This window comes from Bacillus sp. 95MFCvi2.1 (assembly GCF_000374965.1).
GTDB lineage: Bacteria > Bacillota > Bacilli > Bacillales > Bacillaceae_G > Bacillus_A > Bacillus_A pseudomycoides.
In genome coordinates, this window is record NZ_KB895690.1 from 1 (window position 1) to 22,651 (window position 22,651).

The following is a 22,651-nucleotide window of genomic DNA, read 5'->3' on the forward strand; positions in this document are numbered from 1 at the left end:
TGTGTTGCACCCCGGAATGGTAAAGAAGAAACACTGGCTACCATTTGGAAGCAAGTATTAGGGATTAAAAAGGTGGGAATCCATGATAACTTCTTTGAAATTGGTGGAGACTCGATTCTCAGCATTCAGATTGTCTCTCGTGCGAAGCAAGCAGGTTTGCATTTGACACCAAAGCAAATGTTTGAACACCAAACGATTGCCGAGTTGGCGCAAGTAGTCAAAGAAGAACAGGGTGTACAAGCAGAGCAGGGAGTTGTAACTGGAGAACTGATCCTTACACCAATCCAGCAATGGTTTTTTGCACAAGATCATCCTAACCCACACCATTGGAATCAATCCATGTTTTTTAGAACAAAAGAGCAACTGGATATAGTATTACTGGAGAAAGCTATGCGTACCCTTCTAATCCATCATGATGCCTTGCGTTTAAGATATGAACGTTTACCGGATGGAGCTTGGAAACAGCGGAACGAAGGGATCGAAGAACAATCGACGCTGACCGTGATTTCATTAGACGAAGTGCCGCAAGCAGAATGGAATCAAGTAATTCAAACGGAGATTGACACTGCACAAGCAAGCTTACACTTACACGCAGGACCGCTAATGAGGATGGTGTATTTTGATGAAGGTGAGAAAAGAGCCGGCCGATTATTCTGGGTGATTCATCACTTAGCAGTGGATGGTGTTTCTTGGCGGATTTTACTGGAGGATCTACAAACGGCGTATAATCAAGCGAGCCAGGATCAGAAGATCCAATTACCTACGAAGAGTACATCCTTTAAAGCGTGGTCGGAGAAATTGCATCATTACGCTGAAGCTGGGATTGCGCAAGAAGTGCGTGATTATTGGGAGCAGCAGTTCGAACAAGAAGTGGCTATGCTACCAGTGGATGTCACCCTCGAAGATCCAGCAAACGCAGCAACTGAGGAGATTACCGTGGTGCTGGATGAGAAAGAGACCCGTTCGTTATTGCAAGAGATTTCAAGCACCCATCGTGTCCAAATCAATGAAGTACTATTGGCAGCATTGGTACAGGCTACGGCAGCATGGACAGGTCATTCGACGCTGACCGTGGATCTGGAGGGTCATGGTCGAGAAGAGATTATTGAAGACATTGACCTATCGAGAACTGTAGGATGGTTTACAAGTATTTATCCTGTTCACTTAAATACTACAGGTGCCAACACGCCAATTGCATCATTAAAAGCAGTCAAAGAACAAGTGCGCCAAATTCCTAATAAGGGCGTTGACTATGGGATTTTGCGGTACTTGAATCCAGCGATGCGTGAGCGATTGGAGTCTCAGCCTACACCATCCATTAGTTTTAACTATCTTGGACAATTTGACCAAATGTTCTCTGACGATGCGATGGTTGTTCCGGAGACCGGGTTTACGCGCTTAGACCATGCTCCTGGTTCCAAGCGATCACATTTAATCGATGTAATCGGAATTGTAACCGATGGAAAACTTCAGTTCACTTGGGTGTACAATGTTGGACAGTTTGCGAAGTCAACCATTCAAAGTGTTGCAGAGAATATGCTCCATCAACTGAGTAGATTGATTTACTCTTCGGATGGAGAATCTGCGCTGACCATTTCGGATTTTGCGATGGCAAATCTCACCCAAGCAGATTTGACCAAAGTACTATCTAAGATGACTCGTGGAAAGAATCATCCCATTACCGACCTGTATCCGCTATCGCCTTTACAGGAAGGCATGCTCTTTCATACACTGCATGATCAAGAGAATGAACATGTAGCGCCTTATGTGGTGCAATTGAGTTTCCTGGTTAGAGGGAAATTGGATATCCTTACTTTCGAGCAGGCGTGGAAATCGGTGATTCAGCGGCATGAAATTTTTCGTTCAGCATTTGTGTGGGATGAAATTGAAGAGCCCTTACAAGTGGTGTATGATCATATCCCATTTAAGCTGAATGAAGTGGATTGGCGTGCGCTGTCTGTAGAAGAAAAAGAGGAGAAACGAAAAGCCTTTTTGGCATCGGATCGAAAACAAGCTTTTCTTTTTGATGAGGCGCCATTGATGCGGGTGACTGTCATTCAAGAAGCGGAGGAAGAATATCGGGTTGTTTGGACGCATCACCATATTTTGTTGGATGGATGGAGCTTGCCACTGGTCTTTAACGAATTGCTTACAGTGTATCAGAAGAGGATGAACGGAGAGGCTGTGAATTTACCCAAGTCATCGCCATACAAGAAATATATTAAATGGCTGAAAGAGCAGGAGCAGGAGCAGGAGCAGGCGGAACAATTTTGGAGAGAGAAACTTAGAGGTTTTACAGCACCAACCCTGCTTGGCTTAGAGAGTAAAGAGCAAGAAAAAGGCTATACAGAGAAGGGTGTTTGTTTGTCAAAAGAGCAGACCCAAGCGTTACAAAGCTGGGCGAAGCGTAATAAGCTCACTTTGAGTACGGTGATCCAAGGTGCGTGGGCATATCTTATGAGCCGATACAGTGGCGAGAACGACATTGTCTTTGGTGTAACAAGCTCGGGACGCCCTACGGAGATTGTTGATGTCGAGCACATCGTAGGTCCTTTTATTACCACATCACCGACGCGAATCCAATTGACAGATGATCTGAAAGTAAGGGATTGGTTACAGAAGATACAAGAGGAAGAGATAGAAAGAAGACAATATGAATACGCTTCTTTGACAGAGATTCAAGGATGGAGTGAAGTTCCAAGAGGGACACCGCTGTTCCATAGCTTGTATGTGTTTGAAAACTACCCGGTGAAAGAGGAGTCTTCAGGAAATCTAGAAATTGGTGATTTGGAAGGAGTAGAGCAAACCCACTATCCATTAGGATTGACTGTTGTTCCAGGAAGTCAGTTATCGTTAAAGCTGATGTATGATCGTAGCAAGTTTAATGGATTAACTATTGAACGGATGCTGGGTCATTTACGCCAGGTGTTAAAGCAAATGATCGAGAATGTTGATCAAACCCTGTCGGAGCTGGTGTATGTTACGAAGACAGAACAGAAGCAACTACTGGAAGAATGGAATGACACCGCAATGGAAATGTCCCAAGAGGGTCTTATTTGCGACAGATTTGAGGACAAAGTAGCACGACGTCCCGATGCGATTGCAGTGGTCGATCAAATGAGAGAGTGGACCTACGGTGAACTGGATACGCGGGCAAATCAGTTGGCACATGTTTTGCAGAGAAAAGGGATTGGTCCTGAATCAGTTGTGGGTGTCTACCTCCCGAGATCGGCTGAGCTCATGTCAAGTTTACTTGGCATATTAAAAGCTGGCGGGGCCTATGTCGTTCTAGATCCGTTGTATCCGAAATCACGGTTACAATACATGATTGAAGATGCAGGGATCCAAATCGTAGTGACGACAGCAGCGCAAGAAAGCCTTTCTGAGCAGGTCGAAACGGTGAGATTAGAAGAAATAACAGATGAAAGCGTGATCGCACCGAAGCGGCAAGTGAAACCCGAGCACTTAGCTTATATCGTCTACACCTCTGGTTCCACAGGAAAGCCAAAGGGTGTCATGGTCGAATATCGGTCATTGATGAATATGGTCTCTTGGCATCAAGCGGTATACCAAATTACAGAACAGGATCGTGCGACTCAAATTGCGGGGATTGCCTTTGACTCAGCCGTCCAGGAGATTTGGCCTTATCTCACTGCTGGTGCAGCACTATACCTGTCGACAGAAGAGTTGCGAATCAATCCGGAGGCTCTACGAGATTGGCTCATTGATTTACGGATTACGGCTAGCTTTGCGCCTACACCTATTCTGGAAAGACTCTTGAAATTATCTTGGCCAGAGAAGACGAATCTCCGTTTTATCATTACGGGAGGAGATCAGTTAACACAGTATCCATCTGAACAAATCCCTTTTGCGGTGATTAATCAGTATGGTCCATCGGAAAATACCGTCGTTACCACTGATTGTTATGTGCCTGTAGGAATGACAACAGGTACTCCGTCGATTGGTCGACCGATTGCGAATACAGAAGTATATGTGTTAGATTCTCACCTTCAGCCGGTGCCAGTGGGTGTGATTGGAGATCTCTATATCGGAGGAAAGAGTCTTGCTCGTGGCTATGCTAATCGTCCGGAACTCACAGAGGAAAAATTTATTCCGCATCCGTTTAAGTCAGGGGAACGTCTCTATTACACTGGGGACAAAGCAAGTTATCTGCCTGACGGTGATCTCCGGTTCCATGGTCGTATGGATGACCAAGTAAAGATTCGTGGTTTCCGGATTGAACTGGGAGAAGTTGAAGCAACTTTGCAGGCGCATTTGTCCGTAAAAGAAGCTGTTGTACTGGTAAGAGAGGATCATCCAGGAGACAAACGATTGGTAGCTTATGTAGTTGGTGAAGGAAGTGTAAATGAATGGCGGGAGCATCTGAAAACACATTTACCGAATTATATGGTTCCTGCACACTTTATTGAGGTAGACGCGATTCCGCTTACAACAAATGGGAAGGTTGATCGAAAGGCACTGAACAGCTTAACGATTCAAAAAGAAAGTACCTTTTCTACACCAATTATCCCACGGGATGAAATCGAGTATCAGCTGATTAGAATCTGGCAGGATGTGCTACAGATAGAAGATGTCCATGTAAACGATGATTTCTTCGATAGAGGGGGTCACTCTCTCCTGGTAATCAAATTGATTTCAAAGGTCAGAGAGAAATTTGGAAAAGAGATTAAGGTGTCCGCACTGATTGAGAACCCGACAGTGGAAGAAATCGCTTGTCTCATCCGTGACAATCATGGTATGGAAAAATCGTTATCGGTTCTGGTTCCATTACAAGAGTCAGAGAAAAGGCCTTTCTTCTGTGTTCATCCGTTTATGGGTAATGTATTCTGTTACATTCAGCTAGCAAGGTTACTCAAGGATCACTGCTCATTTTATGGTCTACAGAATCCTCTCGTAGAGAAAGAAGGAATGGACGGGTTGACTTTGTCGGAAGTAGTTCAACTCTACATCGAGGAAATGAAGCGAGTTCAGCCAGAGGGGCCGTATCGTCTGGGAGGATGGTCTCTGGGCGGTGCCATCGCCTATGAAATCGCAACTATACTACGGAACCAGGGAGAAGAAGTTGAGATGTTGGTACTCATGGATACCAAGGTACCTTCAGAACAGGATCACAAGACAGAGGATGATATGCTTTCTTATATATTGAAGCATTTCATCCATTTAGATCTAGTAGAGCAGGGAGAAGAACTCGTTCATCAACAGGACATGCTTGTTGATCAGTTGATCGTGGAAGGAGTGCTCCTGCCTGATGCGGATCTTACGAGTCTAAAGCAGATTATCAATGCCCACAGGAAGGGTCTAAATTTAATGGCAGAACATGTTTTAACGCCATATTTTGGGGAGGTCATCTACTTCAGTGCTGAAGAAGGTAGAGATTTATTCACGGATTGGAGGCCGTTATTACAGGGGAAAGTGAATAAGTATTCGGTGCCTGGGTCGCACGAAGAGATTGTCTTCTCCCCAGCAGTGGAAAAGATAGCCAAATGTCTCGTAAATGAATTAGAAGGGATAGAGGGAACGTACCTTTCGTTAACCACAAAGTAGAGTGTCTAGAAAGATACAACTTTATGAACATAAATTTTCACTATCAAAGGTATTATTTGTGAATAGTGATGTGAATGCAAAAAAAGCCGCTTAATGACTGTACATCAAATTTGAGACATTACGAATATATCAATAGCAGCACTGTATAGGGTTCTGGTGCAATAGAGACATAGAAACATACATGGACAGTTCAATGACAGATTATGATGCAATTACCCTGAAGTTTCTGCACCAGAACCGAGTATCTTAATTATATTTCCAGGTGAAAATTGTATATTTACATTAATATGTAAATATACATTTTTTTTGATTTATATGTATTTCAAGGGTGTTACGTAATACATAAGATTTTACATCTCTAAAAAGGAAGTGATTTATAATACGAATTCACGCTGTAAAAATACCAAAGAATATTGATAATGATTTGTTTAATCAGTTTAGTAATTTGATTTCAAATGAGAAAAGAGAACGAATAAAGCGTTTAATAAAATTGGACGATATTAATAGGATTTTGATAGGAGATTTGTTAGTCCGTTCTTTAATCTGTGAAAAATATAAAATTAATAATGACGAAATTAAATTTGTATATAATAAGCACAGAAAACCTTTTGTTAAAAATTTTTCTGAGTTTCATTTTAATATTTCGCACTCAGGAGAATGGGTGGTTTGTATTACTGCTAATTCAAATGTTGGTATTGATATAGAAAAAATTTCAGAAATAGACGCTCTTAAATTAGCACAAGAATTCTTCTCAGAGGAAGAATTTCATGATTTATCTAATATAAATTCTGATGAACAAATTAGTTATTTTTTTGATCTTTGGACGTTAAAAGAAAGTTATATAAAAACTATTGGGAAGGGGCTTTATATCCCGTTAAATTCATTCTCCATAAAAAAAGAAGCTCAAAATTCAATTTCATACAAGAACATACCTCGAAATTTTCACTTTAGACAATATAATATTGAGCCTAATTATAAGATGTCTGCTTGTGCAACACTAGATGAGTTACCAAAGGAGATAATAATTAAAGATATTTATATAATTTGCCAGAATATAAACAAATTTTAATCGAAGGAGACAGTAATGACGAAGATTAAACTTTTTTGTTTGCCACATGCTGGGGGATCTGCGTTTAATTACTCAAAATGGAAAAAATACTTTAATCCATTTATTGAAGTAATCCCTATAGAGTTAGCCGGTAGGGGATATAGAATTGAAGAAAGCCTTTATCATAGTATTGAAGAGGCTGTAAATGATATCTATAAAATTATTATTAAGCAGCTAAATAATTCACCATATATTCTATATGGACATAGCATGGGAAGTTTGATCGCCTATGAATTAGCCAGGAAAATACAAATTTCCAATGACGTATTACCTGAGTTTCTTGTTTTGTCTGGTAGAAATCATCCAAATAGCAAAATAAAAGATATCCGACACAATCTATCTAATGAACAATTTAAAAATGAAGTTATTGCTATGGGTGGTACACCATCCGAGGTGTTTCAATCAGAAGAATTAATGGAAATTTTTCTCCCCATTCTAAGAGCGGATTTTAAAATCGTAGAGACATATATACATAATAATAATATACAAGTATGTGACATTGATTTTCTGATCTTAAATGGAAAAAATGATGAATTAACTTCATATGAAGAGGTAAAAAAATGGGAGCAATACACAAATAAAATGTGTACATTCCACTCTTTTGAAGGTAAGCATTTCTTTCTACATGAAAACATCGAGGAAATAGCAAGCATAATTATAAGAAAGTTAGTTTCTCAAAGATCCTTAATGTATTTTTAGAATTTTCTAAATCGGTTTTAAGACTGGAAAAAATATCAAAGGTAAAAAAATTAGGTTCTAATACAAAAATCATTTGATAGAGACATAGAGATCTACATGGACAGTTCAATGACAGATTATGATGTAATTCAAAACAATTTATCATGTTTCGACAGAAGACTCCTTCTTCAAAAATGTGAAGGTGTGAAACAACAATTTTAGGTGAGAGATGAATGTTCTTAGGCGTGAGCCTATGCGTTTTTGAATACTGTAGTCAAAAACCACTTAGCATATAGGCTTGTCTTTTGTTGTTAGTAATCTAAGAGTAGTTTGGGTCTAACGATATTCTTTCTGTAAATTCCTACAAAAAGAATATCGTTTTTTTGCATTAATGTTATCCCATTTTATGATAATATCTTAACGCTTTTATGGTAATGTCCTTTATTTTAGCAACTTCTCCAATAGAAAATAAGTTTTTCACCCTAATCACTTCCTTTATATTTTTTCTAATATTACCGTTGACTCTCCTCTTAGAGGAGACATTATTATTATAATAAGATATTTACATACGAAATGAAAATTTACTTATATAAAAGGGAGTTTACAAAGATGGATAAAGTAATATACAGAAGTCTAGTTAAAGAAGATTATGAGTCTATTAAAAAATTGATTGGTGAAGCATTTGGCTTCAATGAAGGCAAAACTTAATGTATTTTATACTGTTATGATTTTTAAATAATAGTAAAAACCGTATCCCTCATTTGTGATATGGTTTTCCGCTTTATACCTTTATGGTTAGGTTGAACTTCTATTTTCTTAATTATCGCTCTCAGTAAAGGCTTGAAACTACTCAGCATTGAAATGCCGAGATTCCTACGAACGCCAGTGTAATCACTAGTTATTGTACGTAATTAATGCTGTAGAAAAAAAGGAGAAAACAACATGGAATGGGTTTATGAATTATTTCAGCAATATGGCTACTATGTAGTACTTGTTGGAACATTGTTAGAATATATTGCATTTCCGTTTCCGGGGGAGCCGACGTTAGTGTATGCGGGTTATTTGGCACATAAAGGAGATTTAGAATTACCGCTTTTAATTATTTTATCATTTATTGGTACAAGCGCTGGGATGACAATTCAGTACTTTTTAGGCAATAAACTTGGTATGCCTTTTGTACAGAAATATGGAAAATATGTATTTTTAACACAAAGAAAAATTGATTTAACGAGAATGTGGTTTGATAAATATGGATATTTCCTTATCTTTATTGGATTTTTCGCCCCAGGTGTACGTCATTTTACTGGTTACTTTGCAGGGATTATTAATTTACCCCTCCGTCGTTTTGCCATAACGATCTACTCTGGTGCTCTATTCTGGGTATCTTTCTTTTTAATCGGTGGCTATTGGCTAGGAGGAAACTTACATGATATATTTGAAGTGCTTGGACAGCACATTGGGAAAATTATCTTCGGAGCGATAATCATTGTAGCCATTACGTTAGGTATTCATTTTCGAAAAAAATTAAAGAGTGTATTTGTAAAAAGTATTGGCTATTAAAATAAAGTAGTAGACTGAAAAGGTGTTTTCTAATCATGAAAGCACCTTTTTATTATCAAAACCAAACCTCACAAACGGGTCTTTTTTCATTTTGACAAATTACTTACATTATCCTAGAACCGGGAAAAGATATATTTTATATAAAAAATCAATTATGAATATCCATACAAATAATTGAAAGAAAAAGAATTGTATTAAATAATCTAAGTATAATTTTGTATAATTTAGGTAAATTCTGCTACTAGGAGGCTAATAATGAAAGGGTTAAAGAAAATATTTCCATTCTTTTTTCAAAACAAAAGGAAAGATACAGATAAAGAAAAAACGAATTATAAAGAGACGGCAACAAAAACACTTAACTATTTTATTGAATTAGAGCATTTCAATTTCATGAATTGCGATAAAGAGTCTATAACTATGCATTCATTTAAAAGTTTTTTTCACAAAGAACCTAATATTCATATACCAGATTTTATCAATCCTAATGGAACTCCACATCAGGATATGCAAATATTCCTTCAAAAAAAAGGAAATAGCGCAAAAGGAAAATATCTTGCAGATAATAATGCGTCATTATTTTATTTGCCAGTAGCAAAAAATGAAGTATTAAGGTATTTCTCGAATGAATCTAAACAAAAAGCGAGTTTTACTGATTTCCAAAAGGACCCGAATAGTTTTTTGATCCATATTCAACTAAATCAGATGCTTAAGCTAATCCCTGATACCTCGCTCGAATCTAGTGTGGTGGTTAGTCCGATTGTGAAGTACTTTCTACGTACAGGGAAGAGTCTAAAGGAGCTAGAATCAGATTTAATCAATACGATATCATCTGTAATTGAAAGTGATAATTATGGAAAAAAAGACAAAACGCTTGAATTTAGTGGGTTAAAAGAACAAGATTCTTTAGAACAAGATATCAATTATATACATATCAGATTTAAAAATTGGGAAGAGCTGACACGGAATATTCAAAGTATATTGCAATCATATATTTCAAAGAGACATTTCGATAAAGATGGTGTATTTCGGTTTTGCAGTGAAAAAGAATATGAAAAATATGTCCGTCTAACATATAAAGAACATGTAGGCGTAAACAGTTTTTATATAAATGATTTAGAAAAAGTAAAATATGAAATTAAAGATAGCTCTGTTGGTAAAGCTTTAGAAACCTATTTATCTTTAAGTAACTGGGAAGCATTAAAAAACTCAGGTGAGAGGGTGGATTTATTTAAGAATGAAAGTATAAGTGAAATGAAGAGCATATTACGAAAAATACCAATTACGAGATGGCCCTCGGAATTTCCATTAGGACTCATGCAGCAGGTTGCTTTAAATCTTATTATTGCAGAATCAAAAGAAGATAATGGCTTTATTTTTTCTGTTAATGGGCCACCGGGAACAGGTAAAACGACGTTGTTAAAAGACGTATTTGCGAATATTTTATTTGAAAAAGTAAAGTTTCTAAAAGAGGCCACAGATGTATTCTCAAAAGTGCAATTTGCGGAGGGACAAGAAGATTATTATTATTCCTTTCACCCTAAACTTAAGGAGTATCGTATTTTAGTAACATCTAATAATAATTCTGCAGTTGAAAATATAAGCGTGGATTTACCAAAAGATAAAGATTTACTGAAAAACGGTTATCAATTCTTGGGATTCGACAAAGAGAAAAAATGCTGGGGGAAAATTTCTGCGGCAATGGGGAAAACTGCAAATATAAAGGAATACTTCACTACAATTACAGAGGATTTACAGCGTGTTGGTGATTTAGAGCATGAAAACGTATATTCATTTAAACAATTAGAACAAAATGTGCTGAAAAAGATAGCTACGGTAAAAGAGAATGATGTCTTTCATAATGTTAATGAAAAGAAATGGCAAACATCAGAGGAACAATTTGTGAATATCGACGGTGAAAACAAAAATGAGCGGATGAATTGCGAGCGGAGTAAACTTTTTGCAAAGTTAATGAGTGAATATAATGCTTTTTTAATTGCAAATCAAGGCAGGATTGAAAAGAACTTATCTTTAGCAAAAACCTATTTTTTAGGCGGTAAAGAAAAAGGAAATCTTGATTCTCAAATTAACGAAGCCCAAAGAGACAATTTCATTCAAGCTATGTTTGATACTGTATTTTTACTCACTCCAATTATCTCATCAACATTTGCTTCCATTGCAAGGTTTTTAAAAGATTTAAAGACGGAGGATATAGGTTGGTTGTTTATTGATGAAGCAGGCCAAGCTACTCCCCAATCTGCAATAGGTGCGATTTGGCGCTCTAGGAATGTTGTTGTTGTAGGAGATCCCTTGCAAATTCCTCCTGTTGTTACATTAAGTGATGACCAACTTAAACTAATTGCAAATGACAGTGCTGGAATAAATGAGCAATATAATTTCTATTATCGTTTAACTAGAAATGAAGTCAGTGTTCAAGAGTTTGCTGATCTTAATAATAGATATGGAGGCGAGATGATTGACTCGAATCAGAATAAAACATGGTTAGGGTCACCTCTGCGTGTTCATAGAAGATGTGAAAATCCAATGTTTTCAATATGTAATGAAACAACGTATCAAGGTAAAATGTTCTACGGATTAACGGATACTAAAAGTAAAGAAAGTAAGCCTCAATATGTTAGCCAATGGTTAGATATAGGTGGGAAAATATATGGGTCAGGAAATCACTTTATTCCCGAACAAGGTGAAAAAGCAATTGAGATTGCAAAAAAATTCTCGCAAGATAACCCAGATAAATCTTGCTATATTATTTCACCTTTTGTAAGTGTTGTTCAAAAATTAAAGCAACTAAAACAACAAAAACTACCTGGGAAAGAGTATGAAAATATTGAAATTGGGACTGTGCACACTTTTCAAGGGAAAGAGGCACCAATGGTTATTTTTGTATTAGGAGTAGATAATCAAAAACAAGGTCCACTAAAATGGGCTTCTAGTACGCCAAATTTACTCAATGTTGCAGCAAGTAGAGCAAAAGAGGTATTCGTAGTGATTGGGAATGCAGAAAGTTGGGGGAAACAAGAGTATTTTGACATTGCTTATCGATATTTAGCAAAAGAATTAGCTGAAATAAAATGAAATAGACAACCTTATGAATTTTTAGAAATAGGAGCTGTAATGGTAAATTTACAGCTCTTTTTTGTTTTTGATTTAGAGACAGATTTTAAAAAATTAATTACTTATTCAAATATATTTTTCCTGTTTTCTTAGTTTATAGAAGAAAAATATATATCCTTATACTATCGATATTGTATTTTTCAGAAAGGGGATGAATGATTTGGAGGTGTTGTATTCCACTGCTTCTTCTAAAACGAAAAGCGAAGATCTACCATTTGATATTTCCTGGCTTATAGATTGGTTCGTATCTTTATTTAAGGGAACCGGGGATTATATTGATGGTACAGTTCATGCAAGTGTACCTTCAATTTTCGATTATATTTTTGTTTTACTCTCTATCGTTATATTAATTTCGCTTTTAGTTTTTGGGGCTTCCTTATGGTTTAAGCATATTAAATGGAAGAAAAGATCTATCTATTTTGGTGTAGGTTCCATACTATTGATTTGGATTATACCAGTATTGGTATTAACGACACACTCTTTTAATTTTCAAAGCTTTATGTCTAATATGGTTGGATTGAAATCTTTTCGTACTACCAAGGCTATTCTTTCTGGAATAGAAGCGATGCATATGATAAAAAAGAGAAAATTATTTTACAGGACAAGTCTGTTCAAAATCAGAAAGAGTTTATTCCTCAAGTGTTTGGACTTATAGCATAAAATACGAGAACCTACTACCATCCATGTTCTTCTTCATATATCTGCACCAGAACCTGAAAAAGTGCATAAAGAAAAAAGAGAGTAAAACGTAATTTCCCTTAACAAAGTAATGTGCTGAATTCATTTTCTCAACACACAATATAGATAGATATGGTAAAATGGTAATTGGATGGGAGTCCAGCACTTATATTATTAAAATTAAAGTGGTTATCAAGTCAGAAAAAGGCACATTATAGGTGTCTTTTTTATTTTTTCAGATTTCTTCATTAGCAAAATAGTAAAATCTCATTCTCCCATCAAAAAAATACAATTATCATAGATAATTTCACGTACCATATTAAATTAATAAAATAAATTTCAGAAATAGGAGAAATCTAACAGTCCTTAACAAATTTTGAAGTAGGTACGGTGGTGTTACGTTCTGATGTGAAGAGGTTAGATATAGGAGAGAAGGAAACTTAGAAATGATTGATTTATTAGATTTTATTTTGTTTTCTCACGATGAAGCATTTCAAACTATCGGACAATTATGGAATACAAAAACGCAACAAATCTTAAGTGATGACATTGAAATACATTTTTCAGAGATACCAAAACTTGTAAAAAAATAACGTAAAAAAAAGTGAATCCGTGGGAAAATGCGTTTGTTCGTTGGATGTTATTACTGCCAGCACATGAAGACGAACATTTAACTCAAACATTGGAGGAGATTACGATGAATCAAGATCCAATTTTAAAGAAGGCAATGAATAAATGGGAGAATATAAGCCATGACTCTACATTCCGAACAGCGTATGAAGTTCGTGAGAAAGTACTTCTAGATGAACAAGCTAAAATAGCGCATGCTTGTGAAGAAGGTTTAGAGGAGGGGCTAGAAAAGGGCTTAGAAAAAGGGAGTGAACAAAGAAAAATACAATTAATTCGTGGTATGCATAAGAATGATATGCCGTTAGAAGACATTGCAAAATTCACTGGTCTAAATATTGAAGAAATTCACAAATTGTTATTATAATACATGGAATTATAAAAGTCTTTTATCCTTAAAGGTGAAAGTAAAAATTAGAAGGGGATATGCAACAGTTACACATATGAAAAAAATAATGAGGCAGTTAACGTACTGAGCTAACGGGTGTGATTAAATTATAAGGTCAACCGGATTTTCTGGTTGACCTTATTTATTTTGCTGGGCCAATAATAGCAGTAGCCTAGGGTATCCAAACTTCAATTTTATGCTGGATTAGTTATTCAGTTATATATGGTTTAGTTGCCAAAGTTTTTGTGAAAAGCTCTGGTAATCATAGCCGCTGCTTCCTGGTGGGTCATATTTCTTTTCGCATAATATCTTACCGCGCCATCTCGATATTTCGTCACTTCGGGACCATATAACTCTAAAGCAACTACCGTTTTGACCGCTTGTTCAGCCCATGGAGCTACTTTATCTTTTAGTTTAGCATTTCCATCTTTTAAGCCAGGACTGAGTATCTTCATCATCCTGGAAACATAGGATCTTTAATCGCATACTCTTTTGGTGGTTCTACTCCCATTAAATTTCGTATAAAATAGTCCCATCGTCGACGTATAAAGTAAACATCTACAGAAATCCCATGCTGCCGATTAGGGAGAATCAGTAGGTCAAAGTCTTTGTTTTCTTTAATCAAAGCATTTACCATTCGCATGGTTAAAGCAGGATGGACATTATCATCCAGGTCTCCTGTTACCAAAAGTAACTTTCCATTTAGGTTCTTAACCAATCTAGTATTATCTTGTTCACGGTATAGTTCTGAATTGAAAAGTCCTTGAAATCGTTCTCCCCAAGCCGCTAAGTATAAGCGTTGATCATGGTTCCCGCACCCAGATACTGCTACCTTATACACATCCGGATAAGTCAGTATAGCTCGAGCGGCTGCATATCCACCTCCAGATTCGCCGTAAATACCTACTTTTTCTGAATCTAAAAAAGGATACTGTTCCGCAAGTTGCTTAATAGCTACTACATGATCTTCAATTCCTGCAGACCATTCCAGCTTCCCATCAGAAAAATCATGAAAGCCCTTTGACCTGTAAGGTGTGCCTCTTCCATCCATTAGAATAACGGCGAAGCCAAGCTGTGCAAAAGATTGGGCACCGCCGACTAGATCAATCGGTTGTTCTACTGAATACTCCCCTCCCCAAATGAATTCTTTTGGCGTGTGGAGTAGTTGAGGACCACCGTAGATATAATCCAAGATGGGATACTTACACTTTGTGTTTGTGCTTGCAGGAGGAATCAGTACTCCGTACAAATCAGTCATCCCATCGGCAGCCTTGACAGTAAAACGTTCTGGTATTTGATATCCATTTGATAAGAGAAGTTCAATATCAGCTTGTTCCAGTTCACAAACTAATTTTCCATCGGTTGAACGCAATACAGATTTAGGTGGTATATCTACACGTGAAAAAGTATCTACAAAAAAACAATAATCAGGAGAAATAAACACGTCATGCTCAGCATCCTCAGGTGTAAGGAGCACTAGGTCTGATCCATCTAGCTGAACTCGATAAAGATGCTGAAAATAAGGATCCCGTCCCGGCTCTCGGCCGCTAGCAGTAAAATACACCCAACTTTTTTGTTCATCAACACCAATTAATCGACGGACTGTCCAGGATCCAGAGGTAATTCTGTTTTTAAGTCTTCCTGTACGACTATCATAAAGATAAAGGTGTGACCATCCGTCACGCTCGGAATGCCAAATAAAAGTGTTATCATGGCATAACCATTGGGCATTTATACCTTTTCCACTTTTGATGTTGTAGAGATCTGTAAATAGGAAAGTCTCACTTTTCTCCTCTAACAAAGTTTGAATTTCACCAGTTTTTGCATTAGCGACAACAAATTGCATAGATCGATAGTCACGAGACATTTTTGTGAAATAAACAAAGTCGCTGTTGTTTGTCCAAAAAGCTGTTTGACAACTAGGACTGAGCGGTGATACTAATCCCGTAATCATAGGTTCTGTATCCAATTGAATCATCAATTGCTGTTCAATATCGCAAATTACAAATTGGGCTAATGGAAGGTGTTTATCTCCGACTAGTGGATAACGATACGAATGGATGACAGGCGGCTTTGCTTCTTTAGGAGGAACTGACTGTAGAAGAGACATTTTTCGTACCTTGCGTTGATCAAGCCGGTGCGTCAAGATTTGTTTGGAATCCGGTGACCAGAGTGCTGCTGGTGGAATTTTAGGATTATATAATCGTTTAACGACAGCGGAAATTTCTGATTCCGGTTGAATACCATAATCATAGTATCGCGTACCATCATGAGTTAGTTGGATGATTTTCCCTGTTTCTAAAGAACGTACAAATAAATTATATCCTTTGATAAACGCAGACCAGCGCCCGTCAGGGGATCGAAGTTCATGCGCAGGTACTTTTTTAGTCCTGATTTGTTTGCACTGGTATTTAGCTAAATCGTAAATCCACGTGGATTCATCTACTTCAAATTGAATTGCTTTCTCTTCATTGATATAAGTAAAGGAATTGAAGGGAAGGTTATCTGGGTCGACCTGACGGTTAATTACATTTGAGAGAGATTCTGCAAGCCTAGCATGATCAAAAGCGGATTCTTTAGTGTTTAATCGTGGATTAACTAATACAAATTGTTTGCCGCATTCACTTTCTTTTTGTATATCTCTTTGATACCAAAAATGGCTTCCTTTATCTAACCAATTAGGAAAAACCTTACCGTTACATACATCTTTTACAGTGTTCCAAGAAAGCAGACGCTCTGCTTTCTCATACTGTTCATAGGTTACTGATAATGACATATCTATCACTCCTTTAACTATTTAGAACATCCACTCTAGTACACTAGAAACATAGAAACATTCATTTTTCACATTCGAGGATTTGATTATGATACGAATCTAAACATCTTAGGGGTAAATTCTTTTTACACTGAGCAGATTTTACACGTGCTGGTTCACCTACTTTTTTAATCAAATGCATAACTGGAAGCCACTTAACATACAAGTATCATGATGTTCAAGTTTTCTAGATTTATTCGGTAGTTAGCTTTTTTAGTTTGCATTTCTTTATAAGTTTTTTCAGTTGCCTTTCGTTTAAGATAACTCCACCTTACAATGTTAATCTTTCCCTTAACTGTCATTTATCTTACAATAATCTTACAAAAGGGAAATGTTAGTTTTAAGCAAGATTTTAACTAGTAGAAACGGGGGAGAAGATGGTGAGAACTATTTTAATCGTTGATGATGAGCCTGAAATCATAGAGATACTAAGACTTTTTTTGGAAATGGAAGGCTTTTCGATACTGGAAGCGCGTGATGGTAAATCAGCTTTAAAATTTATACAGAAATTTAAAATTGATCTAGCTATTATTGACATTATGATGCCGAATATTAATGGGTACGAATTGATTAAAATAGTTCGGAAAGAATATAAAATGCCTATTATTATTCTTTCTGCCAAAAATCAAGAAATGGATAAAATTATGGGACTAGGGCTAGGAGCAGATGATTTTATATCGAAACCATTCAGCTTGTTGGAGGTATTAGCGCGAATCCAAGCTCAACTTCGAAGAACATATGATTTTAATACTGACTCACTTAATCAAGAGGGTTCTCAAACATGTATTGATGACCTAGTGTTGGATCACCACTCTTGTATTCTTGACAAGCGGGGACACGAAATTAAACTTAGCGCCCTTGAGTATAAATTATTGAAGCTATTTATGGGGGAGCCAGGTCGTATTTTTACGAAAAAACAAATCTTTGAGAACGTGTGGTCCGATCATTATTATTCGGATGACAATACTATTATGGTTCAAATCAGTAGATTGAGAGAAAAAATTGAAGATCATCCGAGAAATCCAGTTTATTTAAAAACTATACGAGGCTTAGGATATCGATTTGCTAAAAAGGAAGAATTGAATGAGCGATAAAAATAAGATATTTAACACCTTAATTAAAACTTATGTTTTCTTCTCGTTGACCGTTGGAATTACTGTCGTTATCTTGCTGGTCATTTTAAATTTTCAAATGATACAGAAGTTCGATAATACTATGTTGTCTAATTTAAAAGCGACTGAAATCGTACGACAGAACTATGCAGACATCCCCTCTGAGGCAATTGAGTCATTTGATGGTTGGGTAGAAATTCTCGATGAAAATCTGCAAGTTATTTATGTTAAAGGAAAAAAACAAGATAAATCGTCCGCCTATACGGAAAAAGAATTAAACACCCTTTTTTACGATCAAGAGGAGAATCCGTACTACTCTTCTCTAGCACCATTTAAAACGAAAGACGGGAAAACAGCTTATTGTCTCGTTAAGATTCCAAAAACATATGTAAAGAAAGAGTTCTCGATAACAAGTGCAGCGAAAGACCATATTACAGCTTTTACAAAATTGCTACTTCAAACCTTTGTCCTTTTTCTCCTTTTATTCGGGCTTAATGTATATATATATAGCCGCTGGATGGCTATGAAAATAACAAATCCTTTACGTTCAATTGCTGATGGAATTAGAAACATCACAAATGGCTATTACTACAAAAGGCTTCGTTTTACATCCAACTATGAATTAATGCAAATACAGAATGACTTTAACCTAATGGCTGAAAAACTAGAAAAAACAGAAATTGAGAAAAAACAATTAGAAAAAAGCAAGCAGCGCATGCTTGTCCATATCTCTCACGATTTAAAAACTCCTATTACAACTATTCAGAGCTATGTTGAAGCACTACAATTGGGTCTTATTAAGGAGGAAGCGAGGAAACAGCAAGCTTTACATACCATACATACAAAAGCACGACTCATTACAGAATTAATTGAGGAGGTCTTTGAGTTGTCTAAACTTGAAAGCCCTGACTATCCATTTCCAACTGACACATTGGATATTTGTGAATTTATTCGTGAAATAGCTGCAGAATATTATAGCCTGTTTGAAGAAAAACAATTTAACTTTCAATTTGAAATCCCTTTTCAGAAAATATACGTTTTGTTTAACTATACATTGTTATATCGTGCCGTTTCTAACGTACTGTCCAACGCCCTAAAATACAACCCAGAAGGAACAAACATTCTTATTTCACTAATTGAAGATACTCAAAAGATACATATCAATATCATCGATGATGGCATCGGCATTCCTTATGCGGTAAAAGAAAAAGTATTTGAAGCATTTTTTAGGGGAGATCAATCAAGAAAAAGCGACGGGGGAACAGGTCTTGGTTTAACCATTTCAAAACATATCGTGGAGAAACACGGAGGCCAAATTTATTTACATACAGACGAAGGGAAAACGAGATTTCAAATCACCCTTCCTAAGACTGGTTACAATAAGACTCTATTGCAAAAATAATGAAGTTCTTTTTAACTAAAATCTGAAAGCTTATCACCCAACTAATAATTTCACGATTAAAAGGCATCCATGATGGTGGAAAGATACAAGATGCGTTCTCCAAATGTCAAGTATGTCACATCAGTAAACCATTTTCATTGGGAGCTGATACTTTAAATTGTCGTTCTAAGAGATGTGGTACTACCACAAATTCAGCACCATTGCTATACTTCTTTTTCTCTCGACGTACCCGTGATAGTAAATTGTAATGTTTCATAATACATAATAGGGATCACTATACATACCCATCAAGCTAATATTTTGAAGTGTCCCCAAAACGAAAATTTTATTATTTTACAGTTATTTATGAGAATTCAACTCATTTTCTTCGTTTTGGGGTATTTGCTTTTCTTAACTTGATGGCGATGGTCCAATAGGATGCTTTTTATCATTTGATTATTAGCCCGCATCAATGGGGCTTTACGGATATTTCATTCATAACCTCTTTGCTTTAGCTGAATTTTGAAGTGGGAGTGTTACTGTCCGTCGATGCGGGATAAATTAACAAGTAAATGATAAGGAGAGCTGATAAGAATGATGTATTTATTAGCAATTCTTTTTCCACCACTTGCGGTTCTACTTTGCGAAAAACCGTTTTAAGCAATTATAAACTTCTTTTTGACATTGATTGTTTGGGTACCAGGAGTTATCCATGCGATTCTTGTGGTGAATGATAAAAAAGCAGATAGGCGTCTTGAAAAACAAATTAGAGCATATGACAAAATCAATAATAGAAATAAAGATTAAGTGGTATGTCTAAAAGCTCATATTACAAAGTCTTATTTTTTGAAGGAAGCCGACTTTTATTTAAAAAAGTCGGCTTTTGTGTTACATATCAAATTCAATTGTTTTTTCTTCACCAATTGTTACAGAGTCTTTATTTTGTGGTGCTTTAAATACTAATTTTAAATGATTAATTTTTTCGGGATCACCATCGAGAAGGAAGACTACACTGCCTTCTTATTTTTCTTTGCCAGTAAATTCACCACCAATTTGCTGACTTAATAACGGATGAGCTTCTTTTTGTTCACCATCATTTGTTATAATTGTAGCTTTGTTTGGAAAAAAGGAATTTGTATCATCTGCTTTGTTTTCTGCTAGCATATAAATTGTAACAATCGTTCCTCATATTAAGTATAACAAATGAGAATAGGTTATTTGCAGAATTTTATATTTAAAGGTCTTTTTGCTGGGGAGTCATGCTTTATATGTTCTTGTTAAACTCTTTTAAGTTGTAGCATGAGAAAAAAGAATCTGTTACAGATTCTTTTTTTCTTTTATACATATTGGATTAGGAGAGTATGTTAAATCCTTGAAGGGAGCAAGGATTTAACGGTAATAGTAACCGTGGTATTAATGTAACATAGTTGACTCATATAGTTAATTGATAATGTTTGTATTGAATATTACCAATGTTTAGTATAGATACTTACTACTATAAGTATAGTGGTAAGTAATTTTTAGGATTGTTTCTTAAAAAGTGTACGATGAAAATTGTTTTATAGAAGGCAGATAACTGAGTCATGATAGGGCGTTATATAACATTTTATATCCTGATTGAATATTTAATTTATCCCTCTATTCGCGGGTAGTAAGCTCCCCACTGATTAAAGTTTCACTTTAGCGTTCGATAAAGTATTAAATCGAACTGGCAAAACACACACCTATTTTAATCGATTCTTACTATATTCATATTGTCGGAATCGATCAAGTATATGGACAAGTTGGAGGGGAGATTGAAGTATTTCTCTAAGTATTTAAATGTGATATTACAAAAGGAGGAGATGAATAATGGGCAAACATATTATTGATATTTCTAAGTGGAATGGTAATATCGATTGGGATGTGGTAGCACCTCAGATTGATCTTGCAATATGCCGTGTGCAGTATGGTTCAAGAACAGTTGATGAGCGGTATACAAGCTATGTAACGAATCTGGAACAACGTGGTATTTCACATGCAGCATATGCTTATGGTTGTTATGTTTCTGTTAAAGATGCAATTGTAGAAGCAAAAGATTTTATGGCAAGAGTAAGTGCTAACGCTAAATTTCTTGTTCTTGATGTTGAAGATGATACGTTAAAAAGTTGTGGTCCTGATCAGTTAGCTGAAGCATCCCAAGCATTTATTGATACTTGTAAAGCTGCGGGTTGGAAAGTTGGATTGTACGTAGGTCATCACATGTATAATAAGTATGGTTTAAGTGGGGTGAGAGCGGATTTCCTTTGGATTCCGCGATATGGTGGTAATAAACCAGCATATCCATGTGATATATGGCAATATACTGAAACAGGAAATATTGACGGGATAGGAAAAGTTGATTTGAATTATTTAGTTAGCGATAAGTCACTTTCATGGTTTATAGATGGTACAAGTCAGGTGCAGGACAATTTAGGACAACCAGTAGGTATTGGAATTGCTATTTCGAAATACCCTGAAGGTTACGGAATTAATCTATATAAGAATCCTGAAGAGCCTATATTTACTGGACATATCACAAATAAAATTCCGTATCTAATTTTTGAAGGATATTGGGGTGGTGGAGATAAGGATATGATTAAATTAGGAAACGAGAAACAGTGGGTGAAATTAGAGCACTTTGATGTAGAGTGGTTCCATGCATATTCAAACTACCCTGTTGGATATGGAATTAATTATTATGCAGAACCTGAATGTATAAATTTTAAAGGTTTGATTGATGGTTCAAGTTCTTATCGTGTTTGGGCAAGAAAAGAGGGTGCTATTGATATTGGACAAAGCAGCTGGATTAAAGAGGAGCAAGTAGTGATCAAGTAGTATTGGAAGCTATATTTAAATTTTAAAAATGGTATTACATTCGATAAACAATGTAATACCATTTTTGTTTTACATAAGATAATCATTTATACAATGATATAAATTGCTTCCTATTTATCATGCTATTTGCAGACAGTAATATCACTACTTCGAAAGTCAGTGCAAGAAAAGAAGTTAGGAGAATGAGGAACCTTACTGATTAAATTTTGGTGTGACGATAGGAATTTCTAATATAGGTGTCATAATAATAGCTTTTGGATTGCGCGTTTCGTAATCCTGTGTATATACTTTCTGGTACATCGTAAAAATCATATGTGCCATTTCTGAATTCAATTCGTAAAATCATAGATGATGGATTATAACCTACAGCGACTAAGTTTTTAGAAATTACTGGATATAAAGTCATGTTAGTTCATCTCCCTTCTTCAATATGTTTAGCTGTTAAGAAAGGGAAATCCTGCTAATTTATAGAATTATAATACTTAGATGCTATACATTGCATATTATATATCCATTTTGATTTTCCGACATATAAGTCGCTGCTATGAAGAACAAAGGGTGGCCTGCACTCATTTTCTATGGGGTAGGAAGAGGGTCTGATCGCTTCTATGCATGGCCGGATGCTCTCTTTTACCTAAAAAAGAAAGGTTTTATGTCGGTTTTTCAATTTGTATTTATATAGTACTGTTTTTTGTGATCGCTTAGTTTATTGTGAGTTCACACGAAATTCATATTGGTGTGATATTTTTATTTC

General features: G+C 36.1%; 12 protein-coding genes and 6 pseudogenes. 12 read left to right on the forward strand and 6 right to left on the reverse strand.

Annotated elements, in window-relative coordinates; all coding sequences use genetic code 11:
* The 3 genes from C568_RS0100005 to C568_RS0100015 all read left to right on the forward strand — a co-directional run.
* Positions 1–5,565: amino acid adenylation domain-containing protein (locus C568_RS0100005; RefSeq protein WP_018780372.1), on the forward strand; the 5,565-nt coding region annotated here is incomplete at its 5' end.
* A gap of 385 nt (positions 5,566–5,950) precedes the next feature.
* A complete protein-coding gene (locus C568_RS0100010) occupies positions 5,951–6,634 on the forward strand; it encodes a 4'-phosphopantetheinyl transferase superfamily protein (protein ID WP_368659922.1) in 684 nt (227 codons plus the stop codon).
* Positions 6,635–6,649: 15 nt separating this feature from the next.
* Complete coding sequence (locus C568_RS0100015) at positions 6,650–7,372, forward strand: thioesterase II family protein (RefSeq protein WP_018780374.1); 723 nt, start codon at positions 6,650–6,652, stop codon at positions 7,370–7,372.
* A 376-nt stretch (positions 7,373–7,748) separates the two neighbouring features.
* On the opposite strand, the pseudogene C568_RS34075 reads toward C568_RS0100015, so the two are convergent.
* Positions 7,749–7,862 (reverse strand): annotated as a pseudogene (locus tag C568_RS34075) (MerR family DNA-binding transcriptional regulator); the annotation flags it as partial.
* Between the two features lie 98 nt (positions 7,863–7,960).
* Here C568_RS34075 and C568_RS30275 point away from each other — a divergent pair.
* The 5 genes and pseudogenes from C568_RS30275 to C568_RS31635 form a co-directional block, all read left to right on the forward strand.
* Positions 7,961–8,047: pseudogene (locus C568_RS30275) on the forward strand (GNAT family acetyltransferase); the annotation flags it as partial.
* Between the two features lie 246 nt (positions 8,048–8,293).
* Entirely contained in the window at positions 8,294–8,911 is a 618-nt protein-coding gene (locus C568_RS0100025; protein ID WP_018780375.1) for a DedA family protein, read from the forward strand.
* Positions 8,912–9,166: 255 nt separating this feature from the next.
* Positions 9,167–12,001 carry a DEAD/DEAH box helicase gene (locus tag C568_RS0100030; RefSeq protein WP_018780376.1) on the forward strand — a complete coding sequence of 945 codons (2,835 nt, stop codon included), beginning with the start codon at positions 9,167–9,169 and terminating at the stop codon, positions 11,999–12,001.
* Positions 12,002–12,200: 199 nt separating this feature from the next.
* A pseudogene (locus tag C568_RS0100035) lies at positions 12,201–12,700 on the forward strand (hypothetical protein).
* Positions 12,701–13,167: 467 nt separating this feature from the next.
* Positions 13,168–13,712, forward strand: a pseudogene (locus C568_RS31635) (Rpn family recombination-promoting nuclease/putative transposase); the annotation flags it as partial.
* 248 nt (positions 13,713–13,960) lie between these two features.
* Here C568_RS31635 and C568_RS0100045 read toward each other — a convergent pair.
* Both C568_RS0100045 and C568_RS0100050 read right to left on the reverse strand, forming a co-directional pair.
* Positions 13,961–14,188, reverse strand: a complete 228-nt coding sequence (locus C568_RS0100045; RefSeq protein ID WP_003197554.1) for a hypothetical protein — start codon at positions 14,186–14,188, stop codon at positions 13,961–13,963.
* Positions 14,188–16,509, reverse strand: a complete 2,322-nt coding sequence (locus C568_RS0100050; protein WP_018780379.1) for a S9 family peptidase — start codon at positions 16,507–16,509, stop codon at positions 14,188–14,190. The genes C568_RS0100045 and C568_RS0100050 overlap by 1 nt, the downstream gene beginning before the upstream one ends.
* Positions 16,510–16,925: 416 nt before the next feature.
* Here C568_RS0100050 and C568_RS0100055 point away from each other — a divergent pair, with 416 nt between their 5' ends.
* Complete coding sequence (locus tag C568_RS0100055) at positions 16,926–17,642, forward strand: response regulator transcription factor (RefSeq protein ID WP_018780380.1); 717 nt, start codon at positions 16,926–16,928, stop codon at positions 17,640–17,642.
* Positions 17,632–19,062: a sensor histidine kinase gene (locus C568_RS0100060; protein ID WP_018780381.1), complete on the forward strand. Its 1,431-nt coding sequence runs from the start codon at positions 17,632–17,634 to the stop codon at positions 19,060–19,062. Before C568_RS0100055 ends, C568_RS0100060 begins: the two co-directional genes overlap by 11 nt.
* Positions 19,063–19,090: 28 nt before the next feature.
* On the opposite strand, the pseudogene C568_RS32405 reads toward C568_RS0100060, so the two are convergent.
* Positions 19,091–19,300: pseudogene (locus C568_RS32405) on the reverse strand (IS3-like element ISBt2 family transposase); the annotation flags it as partial.
* A gap of 335 nt (positions 19,301–19,635) precedes the next feature.
* On the opposite strand from C568_RS32405, the pseudogene C568_RS32410 reads away from it, so the two are divergent.
* Positions 19,636–19,848: pseudogene (locus C568_RS32410) on the forward strand (YqaE/Pmp3 family membrane protein).
* A 213-nt stretch (positions 19,849–20,061) separates the two neighbouring features.
* Here C568_RS32410 and C568_RS34520 read toward each other — a convergent pair.
* A complete protein-coding gene (locus C568_RS34520; RefSeq protein ID WP_003197566.1) occupies positions 20,062–20,205 on the reverse strand; it encodes a hypothetical protein in 144 nt (47 codons plus the stop codon).
* A gap of 687 nt (positions 20,206–20,892) precedes the next feature.
* On the opposite strand from C568_RS34520, the gene C568_RS0100075 reads away from it, so the two are divergent.
* The gene (locus C568_RS0100075; RefSeq protein ID WP_006094807.1) at positions 20,893–21,897 is read left to right on the forward strand and encodes a GH25 family lysozyme; all 1,005 of its coding nucleotides are present in this window, start codon (positions 20,893–20,895) and stop codon (positions 21,895–21,897) included.
* A gap of 199 nt (positions 21,898–22,096) precedes the next feature.
* On the opposite strand, the gene C568_RS32415 is transcribed toward C568_RS0100075, so the two are convergent.
* Positions 22,097–22,303, reverse strand: a complete 207-nt coding sequence (locus C568_RS32415; protein WP_018767192.1) for a KTSC domain-containing protein — start codon at positions 22,301–22,303, stop codon at positions 22,097–22,099.
* Positions 22,304–22,651: the final 348 nt, after the last annotated feature.

Excerpts from the sequence above, each read along its gene's own strand:
- C568_RS0100030 (WP_018780376.1), top strand. The coding sequence starts at position 9,167 with ATGAAAGGGTTAAAGAAAATATTTCCATTCTTTTTTCAAAACAAAAGG.
- C568_RS0100015 (WP_018780374.1), top strand. The coding sequence starts at position 6,650 with ATGACGAAGATTAAACTTTTTTGTTTGCCACATGCTGGGGGATCTGCG.
- C568_RS0100055 (WP_018780380.1), top strand. The coding sequence starts at position 16,926 with ATGGTGAGAACTATTTTAATCGTTGATGATGAGCCTGAAATCATAGAG.
- C568_RS32415 (WP_018767192.1), bottom strand. The coding sequence starts at position 22,303 with ATGACTTTATATCCAGTAATTTCTAAAAACTTAGTCGCTGTAGGTTAT.
- C568_RS0100025 (WP_018780375.1), top strand. The coding sequence starts at position 8,294 with ATGGAATGGGTTTATGAATTATTTCAGCAATATGGCTACTATGTAGTA.
- C568_RS0100045 (WP_003197554.1), bottom strand. The coding sequence starts at position 14,188 with ATGAAGATACTCAGTCCTGGCTTAAAAGATGGAAATGCTAAACTAAAA.
- C568_RS0100060 (WP_018780381.1), top strand. The coding sequence starts at position 17,632 with ATGAGCGATAAAAATAAGATATTTAACACCTTAATTAAAACTTATGTT.
- C568_RS34520 (WP_003197566.1), bottom strand. The coding sequence starts at position 20,205 with ATGCTAGCAGAAAACAAAGCAGATGATACAAATTCCTTTTTTCCAAAC.
- C568_RS0100075 (WP_006094807.1), top strand. The coding sequence starts at position 20,893 with ATGGGCAAACATATTATTGATATTTCTAAGTGGAATGGTAATATCGAT.
- C568_RS0100050 (WP_018780379.1), bottom strand. The coding sequence starts at position 16,509 with ATGTCATTATCAGTAACCTATGAACAGTATGAGAAAGCAGAGCGTCTG.